The organism is Pectobacterium carotovorum, assembly GCA_016415585.1.
GTDB classification, from domain to species: Bacteria; Pseudomonadota; Gammaproteobacteria; order Enterobacterales; family Enterobacteriaceae; genus Pectobacterium; species Pectobacterium carotovorum_K.
The window spans coordinates 2,062,585-2,079,704 of the sequence record CP066552.1 but is presented as its reverse complement, the minus strand read 5'-3'; the positions used below and the strand labels follow the sequence as shown (position 1 = coordinate 2,079,704).

The 17,120-nt window shown below is 52.3% G+C and carries 13 protein-coding genes; 2 read left to right on the top strand and 11 right to left on the bottom strand.

What is annotated here, in order from left to right; translation table 11 throughout:
- Positions 1–194: 194 nt before the first annotated feature.
- Positions 195–1,385 carry an aspartate/tyrosine/aromatic aminotransferase gene (locus JFY74_09240; protein QQG30179.1) on the top strand — a complete coding sequence of 397 codons (1,191 nt, stop codon included), beginning with the start codon at positions 195–197 and terminating at the stop codon, positions 1,383–1,385.
- 97 nt (positions 1,386–1,482) lie between these two features.
- Here the strand turns inward: JFY74_09240 and JFY74_09235 are convergent, their stop codons facing one another.
- The 7 genes from JFY74_09235 to cmoM all read right to left on the bottom strand — a co-directional run bounded on the left by JFY74_09235 (position 1,483) and on the right by cmoM (position 12,420).
- A complete protein-coding gene (locus JFY74_09235) occupies positions 1,483–2,130 on the bottom strand; it encodes an MBL fold metallo-hydrolase (GenBank protein ID QQG30178.1) in 648 nt (215 codons plus the stop codon).
- 88 nt (positions 2,131–2,218) lie between these two features.
- The gene (locus tag JFY74_09230; protein QQG30177.1) at positions 2,219–2,767 is read right to left on the bottom strand and encodes a YcbK family protein; all 549 of its coding nucleotides are present in this window, start codon (positions 2,765–2,767) and stop codon (positions 2,219–2,221) included.
- 178 nt (positions 2,768–2,945) lie between these two features.
- Positions 2,946–4,682 (bottom strand): L,D-transpeptidase, encoded by a 1,737-nt coding sequence (gene ldtD / locus JFY74_09225; GenBank protein ID QQG30176.1) that lies wholly within the window; start codon positions 4,680–4,682, stop codon positions 2,946–2,948.
- A 434-nt stretch (positions 4,683–5,116) separates the two neighbouring features.
- Positions 5,117–9,556, bottom strand: coding sequence for a chromosome partition protein MukB (gene mukB, locus JFY74_09220; GenBank protein QQG30175.1), 4,440 nt, complete (start codon positions 9,554–9,556; stop codon positions 5,117–5,119).
- A 53-nt stretch (positions 9,557–9,609) separates the two neighbouring features.
- Positions 9,610–10,332: a chromosome partition protein MukE gene (gene mukE / locus JFY74_09215; protein QQG30174.1), complete on the bottom strand. Its 723-nt coding sequence runs from the start codon at positions 10,330–10,332 to the stop codon at positions 9,610–9,612.
- On the bottom strand, positions 10,313–11,638 hold the full coding sequence (mukF, locus tag JFY74_09210; protein ID QQG30173.1) for a chromosome partition protein MukF: 1,326 nt from the start codon (positions 11,636–11,638) through the stop codon (positions 10,313–10,315). Before mukF ends, mukE begins: the two co-directional genes overlap by 20 nt.
- The gene (cmoM, locus tag JFY74_09205; protein QQG30172.1) at positions 11,635–12,420 is read right to left on the bottom strand and encodes a tRNA uridine 5-oxyacetic acid(34) methyltransferase CmoM; all 786 of its coding nucleotides are present in this window, start codon (positions 12,418–12,420) and stop codon (positions 11,635–11,637) included. The genes mukF and cmoM overlap by 4 nt, the downstream gene beginning before the upstream one ends.
- A gap of 166 nt (positions 12,421–12,586) precedes the next feature.
- Between cmoM and elyC the strand changes: the two genes are divergently transcribed.
- Positions 12,587–13,489, top strand: a complete 903-nt coding sequence (elyC, locus tag JFY74_09200) for an envelope biogenesis factor ElyC (GenBank protein ID QQG30171.1) — start codon at positions 12,587–12,589, stop codon at positions 13,487–13,489.
- On the opposite strand, the gene JFY74_09195 is transcribed toward elyC, so the two are convergent.
- From JFY74_09195 to JFY74_09180, 4 genes are all read right to left on the bottom strand, one after another.
- Positions 13,392–14,285: a YcbJ family phosphotransferase gene (locus JFY74_09195; protein ID QQG30170.1), complete on the bottom strand. Its 894-nt coding sequence runs from the start codon at positions 14,283–14,285 to the stop codon at positions 13,392–13,394. The genes elyC and JFY74_09195 overlap by 98 nt on opposite strands.
- A gap of 201 nt (positions 14,286–14,486) precedes the next feature.
- Positions 14,487–15,800, bottom strand: a complete 1,314-nt coding sequence (locus JFY74_09190; protein QQG30169.1) for a right-handed parallel beta-helix repeat-containing protein — start codon at positions 15,798–15,800, stop codon at positions 14,487–14,489.
- A 305-nt stretch (positions 15,801–16,105) separates the two neighbouring features.
- Positions 16,106–16,858 (bottom strand): 3-deoxy-manno-octulosonate cytidylyltransferase, encoded by a 753-nt coding sequence (kdsB, locus tag JFY74_09185; protein ID QQG30168.1) that lies wholly within the window; start codon positions 16,856–16,858, stop codon positions 16,106–16,108.
- The gene (locus tag JFY74_09180) at positions 16,855–17,037 is read right to left on the bottom strand and encodes a hypothetical protein (protein QQG30167.1); all 183 of its coding nucleotides are present in this window, start codon (positions 17,035–17,037) and stop codon (positions 16,855–16,857) included. Before JFY74_09180 ends, kdsB begins: the two co-directional genes overlap by 4 nt.
- Between the last annotated feature and the right edge of the window lie 83 nt (positions 17,038–17,120).

The window sequence follows — 17,120 nt, the reverse complement described above, 5'->3', positions numbered from 1 at the left end:
ACCTTTACGCGCGTTTTTTGGTTTCTGCTTTACGCCACGCTGCGCCAATTATTCTCGTCTAACCAGTCTTTTATTTCGTCTCTCTCCTTCTCCCTGTTATTTCCCTTTCTTTTTGACATCAACGGTTGGCAAAGCCTTTTACTGACGGTACTCTGAGAATTCTTATTTCATCTCAGTTATGGAACATTCTGGCAATGTTTGAAAATATCTCTGCCGCACCGGCCGATCCTATTCTCGGGCTGACCGATCTTTTCCGCGCCGATGACCGCGCGAATAAAATCAATCTGGGTATTGGTGTCTATAAAGATGAAACCGGTAAAACCCCGGTTCTGACCAGCGTAAAAAAAGCAGAACACTATCTGCTGGAAAATGAAACCACCAAAAACTATCTGGGCATTGACGGTCTGCCAGCATTCGGTCAGTGCACGCAGGAGCTGTTGTTTGGCAAGCAGAATGCCATCATTGCCGACAAACGTGCCCGTACGGCGCAAACCCCAGGCGGAACTGGTGCGTTGCGTGTAGCCGCTGATTTCATTGCAAATCAAACGTCTGCGAAGCGCATTTGGATCAGCAACCCAACCTGGCCAAATCACAATAACGTCTTCTCTGCTGCCGGTTTGGAAGTGTGTCAGTATGACTATTACGATGCAGCGAACCATGCGCTGGATTTTGATGGCCTGCTGAACAGCCTGAATGCCGCACAAGCAGGCGACGTGGTGCTGTTCCACGGCTGTTGCCACAACCCAACCGGTATCGATCCTACCGCTGAGCAGTGGGCTACGCTGGCCGAACTGTCGGCAGCGAAAGGCTGGCTGCCGCTGTTTGACTTCGCCTATCAGGGCTTTGCCCGCGGGCTAGAAGAAGATGCGGAAGGCCTGCGTCTCTTCGCTGCCAAACACGATGAATTGATCGTATGCAGCTCGTACTCTAAAAACTTCGGTTTGTACAATGAGCGCGTCGGTGCCTGTACGCTGGTTGCCGCCGATGCCGCCACGGCAGACACAGCATTCAGCCAGGTGAAAGCCGCTATTCGCGCAAACTACTCTAACCCACCGTCACACGGCGCGACCGTTGTTGCGACCATTCTGGGCAACGATGCGCTGAAGGCCGTCTGGGAACAGGAATTGACGGCGATGCGTGAGCGTATTCAACGCATGCGTCAGCTGTTCGTGAATACCTTGCAGGAAAAAGGGGCAAATCAGGATTTCTCCTTCATCATCAATCAGAATGGAATGTTCTCATTCAGTGGTTTGACCAAAGAGCAGGTTCTGCGTCTGCGTGATGAATTCGGTGTTTATGCGGTGAATTCTGGCCGTATCAACGTTGCAGGAATGACACCGGAAAACATGGCGCCGCTCTGCGAAGCGATTGTTGCCGTACTCTGATCGTTCTGCGATCAAAAAAGCCGACACCCTGTGTCGGCTTTTTCATTTCTGCCCTTTACTGATAAATTTCTGCCCTTACTGATAAAAAGTACAGAAACTACCAAATCGCGGCATCTTCACGCAGGAAAGGATTAGTTTTACGTTCATGTCCTAAGTTTGACATCGGACCGTGCCCCGGAATAAACGTCACATCGTCACCCAGCGGCAGCAGTTTATTCTTGATAGACGCAATTAGCGCCTGATGATCGCCCTGTGGGAAATCGGTACGCCCTACACCACCGTTGAAAATAACATCACCTACCTGTGCCAAGCGCGATTCTGCATCAAAGAAAACAATATGGCCCGGTGTATGACCTGGGCAATGGAACACCGCCAGCGTCGTCTCGCCCACGCTAACCTCATCACCGTCCTGTAGCCAGCGTGATGGCGTCAGCGGCGCGCACTCTTCTAGGCCAAACATCCGGCACTGCGCTGGCAACCCTTCCAGCCAGAAAGCATCGTCAATCTGTGGGCCAATAATCGCGACCTGATAGTACTCAGCCAATTCCGCCGCCGCGCCAACATGATCCAGATGGCCGTGTGTTAATAGAATCTGCTTAACCGCAATCCCAGCATCCGCGACGGCACGCTTGATTTTTTCTGCATCGCCGCCGGGATCGACAATCGCCGCTTCATTGGTTTTTTCACACCATAACAACGTGCAGTTCTGGCTAAATGCCGTCACCGGAACTATTTGATATTTCATATCACTCCATGTTGAATAAACTGAACGGCTCGCGCTGTAAGCGAACCGTATCAGAAAAAAATTTAGCGCTGCGGTATGCTGTAGCGAATTACCAAGTGCGGACGGGGCCAGTATCGATGTGAACGAAATCACTGCGTGGATAGTAGCCAACGCCACCGGCACGCATCTTCATCGCCGCTTTACGAATGTTAGCGAGTTGAACGCCTTCAATATGGAAATCCATCGCCTGCCCTTTCGTGTGGTAGCTCTGCTTTGCTACACCTCGGCTATGCGCACGTAATTCGTTATTCGTATCTATCGCGCGATAACCAGAAATCAGCTGTATGGGCTTGTTGGTGCCCAACATCACCTGTAAGCGATAGAGCTGATCGAAAAGTTGGGGATCAATCGTTTTGACTTTATTGGCGCGATAGTCGCGGAAAAAGTGATTCAGGCGGGAAAGTTCTGACTTGTTATACCGTTTGCCATCAAAGAATTCCGTTTTCAACCGCTCTCCGGTATTCAGATTATTCAGCGTCAAAATTCGTGGTCGGGGTGTCGATAACGTCGCAAATGCCTGACCGGGAAGTAGTGCGATGCCCAACGCGGCACCACCCAGTGCAAGCAACTTACGGCGATGATTGTCAATGTGATCCATAGAACAAGTACCCTGGCTAAAAAACGGTATAAAAGGAGGCACAAAACGCACCGCCTTGAACCTTAACTGCCAGAGAAAAGTGAGTCAACCCGCTTTGCTTAGAGGTTTGCGGAAGATCGCATCGATCCTCCGCAAAACGATAAAATACCAATGCCGCTAATGCCCGTATTTTCAATACTTACTGAAGCAACAGCCCTGCTTTGGACAGCACTTTCGTCCCGGCACGCGCGGTGTCATCATAATTGTAAATATCTGTTCGGAACTGCGGCCTGCCATCCTCAGCCACCCACGCGGTCAGGTAATAGAGGTTGACCGGAATCCGGTGTTTCATCGACACAAAGGTGGTATTTCCCTGATCCAGCGTGGAAGAAATACGACTATTATTCCATCCTGCATCCTGCAATAGCATGCTAGCCAGTTCCGATGCCTTATTAACCCGCACGCAGCCGGAGCTCAGCGCCCGGATATCACGCTGGAATAGATTGTGATTAGGCGTGTCGTGCAGATAAATCGCTTCTGAATTCGGCATATTGAACTTATAGCGTCCCAGCGAGTTATTCGCACCAGGGGCCTGACGCAGGCGATAGGGGAAGCGTTCCGCTGACACCATCTGCCAATCGATCATTGAAGGATCGATCGCTTCAGCATCCTGACTCCAGCCGGACAGCACCGTGTAGCCATGACGCTGTAGATAACCGGGATCGCGCACCACTTTAGGAATGATGTCCTGCCGAGTCAGCGTCGTCGGGACATTCCACGGCGGATTGACCACGACGTTATACAGCGAGCTGCTCATCAATGGTGTTTTGCGTTTAGGCTGCCCAACAATGACGCGCGACGATAAACGCTCAGCGCCATCCTGATAATAGATCAGTGAATAATTGGGGATGTTCACCATGATACCAGTGTGAACATTATCCGGTAACAGGCGCAGACGCTGGATATTCAGCGCCAGCAGCGTTGCGCGCATTTGCGGGGACACATTGAGCCAATCGCGCGTACGCTTACCAATAACGCCATCATCCTCCAGCCCTTGCCAGTGCTGGAAGCGTTTAACCGCATCAACCAGTTCGCCAGTATAACTGGCGTCGATAGCAGCGCCCTCGACCAGCGGAACCTGTCCTGTCGATACTGGCGTCGCGGCGGTATTTTCGTTAAATAGCGTAATGCTCTCCGTTGAAGACAGCATGCCAGTACGTTGCAGAATTTCACGCAGTACCGCCAGTTCCCGACTCTGCTGTTCCGGGCGCAGAGACTCCGCCAGATTCAGGCTCGGCCACGGGCGATTGTCCGTCAGCATCGTCTTCAGCGCTTCATGCATTTTGGCGTATTGCGAATGCTGTGGTGCCAGCGAAACGACATAAGCCGCGCTAGTGCCGGATTTCACGGCCTGTTGCCATTGCGCAACGATATTGAGCGCTGGCGATTGCAGACGGTAAGGCACGCTGCTGTACAGCCAGTCGTTACCGCTGCGTTCTACACCCGAGACGAACTGCAAATAGCCCAGCATCGCATCCGATAGCACGACGTCACGCGCAAATCCGGTCAACTGCGGATCGGTCAGCCAGGTTACCCACGTGGTGAACTGCGGCTGTACGCCAGCTATCGCCAATTCGGCCAGCTGTTGTTGAAACTGTTGAACCGCACGATTATCTGCCCACATAGGTTGCATCTGATGTTGGGCATAAAGCGATGATAAATCAGAGAGATAATGTACCGACATACCGTGTGGCAGCGCGGCCAGAAGCCCTGCACGGCTATTTTCTACAGACATCACGCCCGAGCTTTGCGATAAGCCGGATACCACCATCGGAGATGCTGCCAGCACCGAAAACGAAGGAGACAGGCTTCCGACCCAAATACAACCCGCGCGTAACAGCAGCCTGACCATTTTTCGTTTATGTAACAACAACATCCATTTATCCCCTGTACTCATTAATCACTATGCTTTCACGACAATCCACGTTGGATATGGAAATAACAAACCGAATTCGCTCGTATACGGTCATACTGGCGTAAGCACATTCTTTAGGTTTTTTTGTGTAGAAAACGAGAAAGAATGAAATATGATCATTTTATATAGCGTCCGTTATTACGGTACGCCACCTTGCAACATAAAACCGCAAATCCTTCTACGATCTGTAATCGTTTCATCGTCAGTATATAAAGAGAAAAATATTTTTGCTTCTTCTTCTGGTTATTATCTTACGCGTTTGATGAAGCTATTCGCATTCAACATTCCCTTTACACCACGCTTTACGAAAAAATAAAGCCGCTTAAAAAAGCGGCTTTATCATTATAGAGGAAAATATCGGCAAGGTTTGCAACGGTAAAATTTACCGCTCCCCATTACGAGGTTTGCTCTTGCGTCTCTGGCGCTTCCGTTCCAAAACCACGCAGCCCGACCACATGGACGTGCTCGTTGTTCTGGTAGACTTTACGCACCAGCTTATAGGTGGTTCCCTTCTCGGGGCTGATATTTTCCGGTGCCGCGATGACCAACTGCATTTCCAGACGATCGCAGAGCTCGAACAGCGTCGCGATCGATTTGGCATCCAGACGCGCCGCCTCATCGAGGAAGAGCAGACGACACGGAATAATATCTTTGCCGCGCAGGCGCTTGGACTCTTCTTCCCAGCTCTGCACCACCATAACCAGAATCGACATCCCAGTACCGATGGCTTCCCCAGTCGACAGCGCCCCACTTTCCGCCCTTAGCCAACCATCCGCGCCACGGTTAACTTCAACTTCCATTTCAAGGTAGTTTCGGTAATCCAGCAGCTCTTCACCGATGGTTTGCGGCGTGCGCTGCCCCATGTCAATTTCAGGATTCAGGCGCTGATACAGTTTTGCCAACGCTTCCGAGAAGGTCAGACGGTTGCTGTTAAACAGATCCTGATGCATTTCCTGCTGTTCGGACAACACGTTGAGCAGCGTGGTATGCGCTTCGCGCACGTTGACGTTGAGGCGAACGCTCTTCACCTGACCAAATGCGACCGCTTGCAGCCCCTGGTTCAGCATCCGAATGCGGTTCTGCTCGCGCTGGATCGTTTTACGAATGATGTTTGCCACGCTGCGTGAGCTGATAGCCAGCATCTGCTCACGCGCCGTCAGCTCTTCCGTCAGACGGTTAAGCTCGATCTCCATCTGTTCAATCGCTTCTACCGGATCATCGGTGCGGATAATATCCTGACGAATACGCTCGCGCAGATGCTGGTAAACGGCGATATAGAACTGGATTTTGCGTTCGGGCCGCTTCGGATCTTCGGAAAGCCGCAGCACATCGCGCAGATGTTCGTTATCCGCAACCGCCAGACGCAGCGCCCCCAGCGCCTTATCCGACATAGACCGCAGTTCGTCACCTTCCATATAGGCAAGTTCACGACGGTGCAGACGACGCTCGACGCCGTTGTCTTTCACCAAACGCATAACCGCACACCAGCCTGCTTTCGCCGTCACAACCTGCTCACGCATCTGATGGTAATCACGCTCCAGTTTACGCAGCTTCTTCTGCAAACTGTCCATTTCTGCTTCACAGAACGTAATCTGTTTTTCCAACTGATTACGCCGCGAGCGGTTGGTGCTTAATGCGGCATGCAGCTCATCACGACGCTGACGGGCGCGCGCTTCGGCATCCGCATCCGCACGTACGCCGATATCCTGAAGTTCTTGCGTCAGTTCCTTCAGCATGTCCTGTTTGGCATCGTAAGAACTTTTCAGCGAGGCTTGAACCTGACTGTACTGCGTCAGCTGTGCCTGATGCTGGCGTAGCTGCTCACGCGCTTTTGTCCGTTCTGCTTCAGCCTGTTCTAAACGATGGCGCAGTTTGTCATTCAAGCCAGCATTCTCACCCAGCATTCCAGCTGAATCGGCATAGCTGAAGTGCGCGCGACGCTGCACAACTTCGGTCAACGCAAACGCCTGCTGTTTTGCCTGCCGCTGGGCGTTCTGCGCCTGCGCATAATCTTCCTGCAACTGCTCATGCTGCTGCGGGTCGCTTTGCAGGACAGAAACCAACGGTTCCAGCTTAGCCAGCGTTGCACCGTGCTGCTGAATGAAACGGGCAGACTCTTCCGTTTCATCCAGTTCCGCACGAATCTCTTCCACACGATCCTGCAATGTCTCATCGCAAAGCAGGCTAATGCGCGGAATCAGTTTATTCAGCTGTGCGCTGGCTTCTTTCGCCTGATCGTACTGCTGACGCTGCTGCTGGTTTTCGCCATCAAAGCTCGCCATCGCCCGATCCAGCTCGCCGCGACGGGCACTGAGCGTACGGATTTCCACTTCGGGATCGTCATCAAAAACAACGGCCAGATGGGTACCAATAAAGCGACCAAAAGACTGGTGCAAGCGCTGCGTTTTCTGCACGTCAAACGACAGCGTGGCATACTGTTCCGCCAGCGCTTCGCGCTCATCACGCAGGCTTTCCAGGCGCATTTCCCGCGCGGCGCGGCCAAACAGCGGCACTTCTGGGAAACGCGAATAACGCCACTGGCGCTCCGCGACTTTCACCACGACGGCACGTTCCAGCTCGTCAACGGCAAATACGCTGTCATCAAACGACTGCGGGTCCCCCTCGATCAGGTACAGATCTTCTGGACAGTCTTCCAGACCGGCAAGCTGATCGCGAACCAGCGAGAGATCGGATACCACAATCGCATGGCGGGAGGGACCATAAAGCGCCGAGAAGTACGGCGCATCATCCAGCGTCACGTCATCATAAATTTCAGACAGCAACACGCCGCCAAAACGTTCCGCCAGCGCGTTCAGACGCGGATCTTCCGAACCACCGGGCTGACTCAGCCGCTCAATCTGTGCTTCAATCTGGCGTTTGCGAGCAGCGATGTCGTCACGTTCAACTGTAGTTTCACGCTCGCGCTCCAGCAGTTGCTGCATGAATTCCGTCACCTGACGGCTATCTTCGAACGTTTCACCGCTCTGCTCACTCAGTTGCGTCAGCATTTCCTGTGCGGCCAGCCAAACTGGCGCACGCATCGTCAGCTTCTGAATACGCTGCTGGGTTTGCTCCAACTCCTGACGCAGCGCCATACGACGCTCGCCCGCTTCCGCCACCAGCGATGACAGCGTTTCTATTCGGGCATCAAGTTCTTGCTGAAGTGATTCCAGCTCTTCCGGTTGATAATCCTGACCGTTGCGTTTGCTGAAATCCTGCAATAACCGCTCGGCATCCTGCTGCTCACGCAGGCGCTGTTCCAGCTCAGACAAACGCATCCGCAACGGCTGTACTCGCTCCGCCTGATAACGTTGTGAAGAGCTGTCGCGCAGCAAATCGCGCGCAACCTGCCAGGCCTCGTTGCGATTCACCGCACCGGCAATCTTAGTCACTAACTGATAAGCTTGTTCAAACTGACCGTGCGCCGCATCAGCCACGCTCAGTTTCTGCTCCAACATCAGCAGAATCTCTGTCGCTTCCTGCTCTTTCGCCTGATAGCTGTCCAGCCACTCATCCGCGTTGTCTGCCGTTAAATCCGGCAATTGGCACAGCATGCGGGCGCGTTCCAACGCCTGCTGAGCCTGCTGGTACTGAATAGCCCGCGTTTGCTGCACGTCCAACGCCTGCTGGTAATCGGCAAGCTGACTTTTCAGTTCATCCACTTCCAACTCGGCAGCATCGGCACGTTCTTCGTTTTCCGCCTGCTGCTCCCGCGCCTCTTCTACCACCTCGTTCTGTTCTTCGAGGCGATAGCTCAACTCTTCCAGATCGGCGTTATAGCGCTCGATTTTTTCCTGCTGACGCATGGCGGTCTGCACCAGATTCAGGTGATCGCTGGCCGCCTGATAATCTGTTTCCAGATCGCCTTCGGCACCGCTCTGCTCCGCCAGCTCCCGCGCCATTTCTACATGACGATATTGCTCAGTCGACAGTTGCTTACGGCTGGAGAACAAGTCACGACGCAGTTCCAACGCCCCATCCAGATGAATACGGCGCTCATTGGCATGCCGCATGTAGTCAGCGGCAACATAGGATGTCGCTTCAGAGATCAGGTGCTTAAACAGATCGCGATCGGACTGGGTAACACGGATCGCCTCCAGCGTCATGCGGTTTTCACGCAGCGCCGCTTCCATATCCTGAAACGCTTTACGCACGCCGCTATTTTCCGGCAGCAAATAGTCACGCAGCGAGCGAGTAATGGCGCTGGAGATACCACCGTACAGCGAGGCTTCGATCAAACGATAGAACTTGCTACGATCGGAAGCAGAACGCAGGCGGCGCGGCACGACGCCCAAATCAAACATCAGTGAATGATAATCGGTGATGGAGTTGAATTGCTTGAACTGAACACCTTCCATCTCCTCAACGCGTTCTTTCAGCTCCTGCAAGGAGAGCACTCGCGCCTGACGATCGCCGACCACCTGCGTCAGAATTTGCGTCGGCTGTATCGCCGTCGGTAATCCCTGAATGGTGAAAGGCTTGATATCAACTTTACGGTCGCGCCCTGCAACCTGCTGGAGACGAACCCCAACCAGCACGCGCTGATGACGTGAATTAACGACATCGAGCGTGGAGTAACAGACACCCGCGCGTAATTTACCGTGTAGCCCTTTATCGCGTGAGCCGCTGGTGGCCCCCGCTTCGGTGGTGTTTCTAAAGTGCAGCAGCGTCAGGTCAGGGATCAGCGCCGTAATAAAGGCGGCCATCGTGGTGGATTTCCCAGCACCGTTACCACCGGATAGCGTGGTAACCAGTTCATCCAGATCGAAGGTGCGGGCGAAAAAGCCGTTCCAGTTGACCAGCGTTAGTGAGCGAAATTTACCGCGTTCAATCATTCCTGTTCATCCTCAACACTTAAAGCCTGCCCCAGTAGGAATGGGATAGTCTCTTATTCATCCTCGCCCGTTTCTGGCGCGGTATCATCGGTGCGATCGTTATCGTCGCTGTCATCTTTCAGCGACAAACTACCTTCAACAGGCATCGCTTCACCATCGCGAATCATGCGTAGCTGTGCTTCGCGGGCATCATCGCCGCTGCGCACATCCGCTCCGAAGCGGAACACCGATTCAGTAATTCTGAATTTGCTGCTGTCATTGCCCATAAAGTAGATCATACCTAACCGACGTAAGCGGTTAAGTGAGGTTCTGACTTTTTCCTGCAATTTTTGGCGATCCAGATCGGAACCGGTGGAGCGCTGGTTAACCAGCTTCAGCAGTTTGCTTTCATCCGCCAGGCTCAGCAGCTCTTCATACAGTTCCTGCTGGCTGAAAATGCCTTCGTGCGCCAAACGCTCTGGGCTCAGATAGAGATAGCAGAGAATTTTCCCTACCATCATATCCAGCTCAGACAGCACCGAGCGCGGGATCAGCGTGGTAGAGCGCGGACGCAGATAGAAAAACCCTTCCGGCGCACGAATCAGCTCCACGTTATAACGGCTGTAGAACTCCTCCAGCACGTCCTGAAAATCCATCAAAAATACGTGGTTTTCCAGTTCTTCAATGCCAACATGACGCCCGGCACGCAATTGGCTGTCCAGCGCAGGAAAGAGATTATTCGATAACGCTGTTGCCAGCTTCACTGGCATAAATTGTTCAATATTTGTCGATGACATGGGCCTGCACCTTGGCTCCGTAATCATTGATTGCCTGCCACAATGCAGGCAATCCGGTGAAATCTGTTTCGGCTACGCCCAGACGTACAGCCTGGTCGACCACGATTCGGGCAACATCAAAATGCCGCGAGCGAGGATGCTGCGTGAGGTACTCTCGCATCACTTCACTCAAATCCAGCGGAATCTGTTGCGCTTTATATTTATGCAATGCCTGCTCGACCAGCGCGATCAGCTGCTCGCGCATTTCACTAAACTCTTCGTATTCCAGCTCCGGCGGCAGTTCACCGGTGACTTCTTCACTACGCAGCGTCAGTTCTTCATCACGCATATCGAGTAGACGATCGGCGTTGGCGAACGTCAGCGCCCAAGGGCTATCGAAATAGCTCTGCACCGACTGACGCAACCGCTGGGCAAAGACGCGGTTTTTATCCATATCAATCGCGGTACGGATGAACTTATGTACGTGACGGTCGTAACCAATCCACAAATCTATCGTCTGCTGCCCCCAGCTCACAATGCGATCGAGTTTGTTTTGCAGGTCAAACACCAGTTTGTCGACAAACTCCAGATTATGCGGGTTATTCATAATCGCATCCTGAATGCTCAACAGACTCGTCTGTAATTTGTCTCCGGCAGCTTCAAGCGTATCCTGCAGCTCACGCAACGTCGATGACGTTTCCGTTAGCAGTTGCTCACAGCTACTGATCGCCGCTCGCCAGTCCTGATTTAACAGCGCGGCGATATCGTCTTTAACGCCCTGCTGTTGCTCATCCATCACGCGCTGTGACAGATCGATACTGTCAAAAATTTCAGCCACGGAATATTTCAGTGGCGCAAATACGTTACGGTGCCAGTGAAACTCATCACCGTTTTCCTCCGCCGCATCGGCTGCACGGCTAAGTTCTTGCGCCACGATAGAGAGCTGCATGGAAAGGCGCAGCGTCGAGAACTCACGCTGGCGGATGTAATAATCGGTAATGCCGATCCCCAGTGGGGTCAGACGGTAAATCGCATTGCCTTCCGCCTGCTCGCTGGTAAAACGGTTAAGCAACCGCTGCCGCACCAGATCGTTAATCGCGTTATTGCCGCGGACGGTAATGGTTTCATTCGTCTGAGCAAATCCCTGACTCACATGACGGAAGGCATCAATCAACTCACCTTCACTCATTTCACCATCCATGCGTTCGCCATTAAGCGTGGCAATCGCCATCAAAAACGCTAGGCGTTCGGTGGGGAGGGAAATGGAGAAATCGTTTTTTCGTGCCCAGGCGACCAGTTCGGGTACAGTCTGGGAAAAATCACTCATAATGCATCCTTCAAATGGGGTTTATGCGCCATGACATGGATATAACGGCCCAAACTCACAAAAGGCTCTTGCCGACAATACAGCTGTTCAATCTCCAGAATGTCGTCAAACTTCTCAACTTGCTGCTGTTTATTTTTCAAGTAGTCATGAAACACGCGCACGCCGGTTTTCCCGCTAATAGTCAGCCCCATCTCATCAAGCCAGCCGTATACTTCTTGCGGGTTCAGCGGGTGATCCGGCGAGAGCGAGCGCCGTTTGCCCTTAGGCATTCCGGCCTGAACATAATCAAAGTTGCCCACCACCATGTTACGCATCAACAGCCCATGATGGTTATAGAACATCAGGGACAATGCCCCCCCAGGCGACAGACTATCGTACAGAGTTTTCAGTACCTGTTGTGGTTGCGCGACCCACTCCAGCACCGCATGGAACAATATCAGATCGGCGGGACTGTCCATATATTGCGCGACACCCTGTGCGGCACACTGCACAAAACGCATGTTATGGGTAACGCCCTGTTCCGCTGCGGCATTTTTGGCGCGCTGAATCATCTCACCGGAGACATCACACAACAATACCTGATGTCCTAAAGCTGCCAGACGACAGGCCATCTGCCCTTCGCCGCCTCCTGCATCAAGGATGTGCAAAGGCCGTGCCGGAAGTCGGGTCAAAAGATCGCTAAGATCCTGCCACAATACCGCCAACCGAAGTCTCCCCTTCGTCGTGCCATAGATATTCTGAGCAAATTTTTCGGCGATATCGTTAAAATTGCGATCCTGCATCAGTCATTGTTCCGCAGCATATAAACGGGGTTCTCGTGCAGGACATGTCTGCGCGATGCGATTTTTTCCAGCCTGCCATTTTGGCACAGGCTGGCTTAGAATAAATGGCCTTACCGCATGATATCTTCCCAAATGCGGTTTTTTCACTCAAAAGGAATGCAATTTTATGCTTTTCACACTCAAAAAGTTCGTCGGTGGGCTTATGCAGCCCCTGCCATTGCTATTGCTTCTGATGGGTGTTGGCCTGTTGCTGCTCTGGTTTACCCAGCGACAACGCACGGGGAAAACGATAATATTAACCAGTTGGCTGATGCTTATTCTGCTCAGCCTGCAGCCTGTTGCCGATCGACTGTTGTTACCATTGGAATCACACTACCCAACCTGGCGACAAACGCCGCAGGCGAGCAAAGCCGAGTATATTGTCGTGTTAGGCGGGGGGTATACCTATAACGCGGAATGGGCACCCAGTTCTAATCTCATCAGCAACAGCCTCCCACGCGTCACGGAAGGCGTTCGCCTTTATCATGCCAATCCTAGCGCAAAATTGATTTTTACTGGTGGATCCGCGCAGGGGAACCCTGTCAGCAGTGCGAAAACCGCGGCGCTGGTTGCCGAAAGCTTGGGCATTCCCCAGCAAGACATCATCATTCTGGATACGCCAAGGGATACGGAAGAGGAAGCGACGGCAACCGCTAAAATTGTTGGCGAACGCCCTTTCTTGCTGGTGACCTCAGCCAACCATTTACCTCGCGCCATGCGATTCTTCCAGGCTCAGGGGTTAGCGCCGATTCCCGCGCCAGCCAATCAGATGGCGATCACCTCCGCGCTCAACCCGTGGGAAAAAGTATTCCCTTCCGCTTACTATTTATCACACAGCGAGCGAGCTTGGTACGAAACACTCGGTCGCCTCTGGCAGGCACTGAAGGGAACCACGGCAGCACCGCACGCCGCGGAACAACAGCAGGCTCACTTCACTCCAGCCAAGGGGATAACTCACGGGAAGCCACATCAAATAGCTGACGGTCCAGCTGTCCCGTATGGATATAGCGGGATACCGCTTCCCAAATGACATATAGCCAGCGCCGGTAGACAAAGGATTCAGATACCGGTGCCTGTTTTAGATAGTGATAAAGTAACTGCTCCGGCATGCCGGATTCACAAAGGCGGAAGAGTTCGTACTCTCTGGGTGCCCACAGCATCATTCCCGGATTGATCATGGCCAATAGCTGATCGCTACGTGCGTCCTTCAACATACTGCGCAGCGAAAGGTTACCGTGTACCAGCACACAACCATCTTCGAAATCCTCAAACAGCATCTCTAAACACTGGCGCGAACGATAAAGCACGCTCCGGTCCTGCTGCGTAAGCTGCGGCGCATTGACATTGAGCAACGTGGACCACAGGACTTCCAGACGCTGCTGATACCAACTGAACCAATCATTGTCCTGCGTGCTGTCCACCGAACCAACGCAGCCATGGCTATCAATTCGGTGCCAGGCCAATACATTTTCAACGATTTGATCCATCAGCAACGTCCAGCGCTGGCCGCTTCGTGGCGGCGCTTCCACCGACACACCGCGCAAACGCTCAATCAGCAGCAGTTCCCGATAGGGCTGCTGCTGCGTCAGCACCAACCCGTAAACGGTTGGCAAACGCACGTCGCCTTCACGCGCCAGCATCGAGAGTTTGTAAGCTTCCTGCTGCGCCACGCCCTGACAAACATAACTTTTAGCCAACAAAGGCATAGCGTTGCCTTCTTTATCATACAAGGCATACAGATCCGCATACGGCTGTTCGCTTATGCGCTCAAGTCGGCTGAGGCTTTCCCCTAACACCGTACTGAGTTCCGATTTCAACTGTTCCATAAACGGCTATACCTCAGTTGAGCCAAATAGCTCCACTCACCATGATGCGGCGAGCGGATGACAAATACTTCAACGCAGATCAAATAAAAGGGGATCTCATGACGGCAGAGAGCACACCCTGCCGGGGTTGTTGCAGCGATATTCCCTGCCCGTCAGCAGGGAATATCGTGAGTGGTAGGCTAGCGTGTTAATACGTCGCCATTATTCGCGCTCAAAGGCACCCAGGTCTGGGGCTGATCCTTTATAAGGAAGTTTGACATCGCCACCCTTGTTGATCAGCGCACTACCTGAAGCAAGACGCAGGCTTTTCAGTACCGGCAAGCTGCCGTCAGCCTGACGCGGTGCATCCCATCCGGTCACGGACACGCTCTCGAAGTCAGAATCTGATACTGCAATTTTCAGATCCCACGAGTTATAGCGCATGTTCGCTCCATCGGAGAACGACAGGTCCTTACCGCCGTGAGAAACGTTGTTGCGCAGCGTACCCAGCCCAATCGCTTTTCCGTTTGCATCGATGCCGCGGATATTAAAGTTCGGGTTATTTTTATAGCCGGTGTTGTTAAAGAAATCGTTCGCTACCGGATGGTGGTTGGCATAAAATCCGGCCGCTTTATTTAAAAACGCCACCGAATTACGCACGGTATGTTTCACCGCATTCGCCACATAAACGCCACCGTAGCCACCGATTTTAAAACCATTCCCGTTACCCGCAGCCAGTGATTGTGTCGTCCCCGGTAAATAACCGTGTGACCAAGCCCAGGAATTTTCAATCAACACCGGAGAATAGGCATTAATTAAATCAAAGCCATCATCCGAGTTTGACCACGCCCGGCAACCGCGGAAAATATTACCCGGTTGGTTAGCAGGGATATGTGCACCAAAACCATCACCACTTTGGCCAGCACCATTAGAGGTCAGTGGATCGTAATTATGGTGAGAGTCGCTATTCAATACCAGATTATTTCCCCCACGCTGGATGAACAAACCCGTACCCATAATATGGTGAATATTCAACTGCTCGAATATATTATTACTGCCTCTAATCCACACGCCCCAGGATTCATGATTAAGGTTATTACGCTGTGGGACACCGGTTATTTCCAGCCCTTTTATGGAAACCCAATCTGCAACGACGTTGAACCCTTTAACCCGGCAATCATCCTGCATCTGACTGAAATCAAAAATCGGTACTTCCCCGCTAGAGGCCCAATATTCAATACGCTTACCTTCAGTGCCGCTCTTACTCAGCGTGATCGCATTCACCACATCGGTACGCGTCGTACAGACGTTCAGCCCTTTGGTAAACACGTATTTACCGCCACGGATCCACAGGCGGTCGCCAGGGTTTAATGTTTTCTGTGCGCGGTCGATTGTTTTCCAGGGAGAGTTTTTACTGCCGCTATTCGCGTCGTCGCCGTTGGGAGCCATGTAATAAACCGCCGCACTGCTGCCCGCCGCAGCCCCCATTAACATACCGCCGAGAAGAATTTTTGCGATGTAACGTTTAGCATTCATATCATTACCGTCCTTAGTTGAAATAACAAAAACACCATGAAGAAACATGGCGAATTGATAGTAGCATTTAACTATAAAAATAAAAGTTCCACTCGTGATGATTTAATTCAGAATGGGAATAAGCCATCCGCATAAATAAAGCAGCGCAGCGTAATTTGAGAATTTTTAAGAATATTTATCTAAATAAGTGCTAAATAACTTAAAAGATAATATGTCGTATAAAGAAAAAACGTCATGGAGAAAATCTATTCCGGCAAGAATAGATTCCCCCATGACGTATTCATCGTCGCATCGCGTGATAGATATTACTGACCTGCCATGACGTGCCGCACACGTGCCAGATCTTCTGGGGTATCAACGCCAACGCTAGGAACGGCTTTAGCGACTGCAACGTGAATCTTCTCGCCGTACCACAGCACACGTAGCTGCTCCAGTAGTTCGATTTGCTCCAGCTGGCTCGGTGCCCAACTAACATAACGGCGTACAAAACCCGCACGGTAAGCATAGATACCAATATGACGCAGGAAGTGATCGCCAATGGTTTCCTTAGACTGAGCAAAACGCTCTCTGTCCCAGGGAATGGCCGCACGGGAAAAATACAGCGCATATCCCTCAGCGTCGGTAACCACTTTTACCGCGTTCGGGTTGAATGCTTCTTCGCTGGTTTCAATCGGCACCGCTAGCGTTGCCATTCCCGCTTTACTCGCTGCGAGGTTTTCCGCCACCTGACGAATGATAACGGAAGGAATGAGCGGTTCATCGCCCTGAACGTTAACGATGATGTCGTCATCGGTAAAACCGTAACGTTCAATGACTTCAGCCAGACGCTCCGTGCCAGAATTATGATCGGCGCGGGTCAGACACACTTCGCCACCGGCTTGCTGCACGGCCGCCTCGACGTCGGGATGATCGGTGGCCACAATAACGCGCTGCGCCCCCGATTCCAGCGCCCGCTCCATCACATGGACGACCATCGGTTTGCCGTTGATGTCCGCCAGCGGTTTACCCGGCAGTCGGCTTGACGCAAAGCGCGCAGGAATGATCACAGTAAAGGTCATTGTGTTATCTCATCAGCCCCGAGTTTACGCGCCTCGCTTTCCAGCAGCACAGGGATACCATCACGAACCGGATAGGCCAAACCATCGACCTTGCATACCAGCTCCAGTTTCTCTTTATTAAAGTACAGCCGACCATTACAAACAGGACAGGCAACAATCTCAAGTAAACGGTGATCCATGCTTCCTCCATCTTTGGCCGATTGATGACCGGCATGTTCTTTCTCGCTATCGCAGCGATCTAATAAGGTGATATCCACAAGGG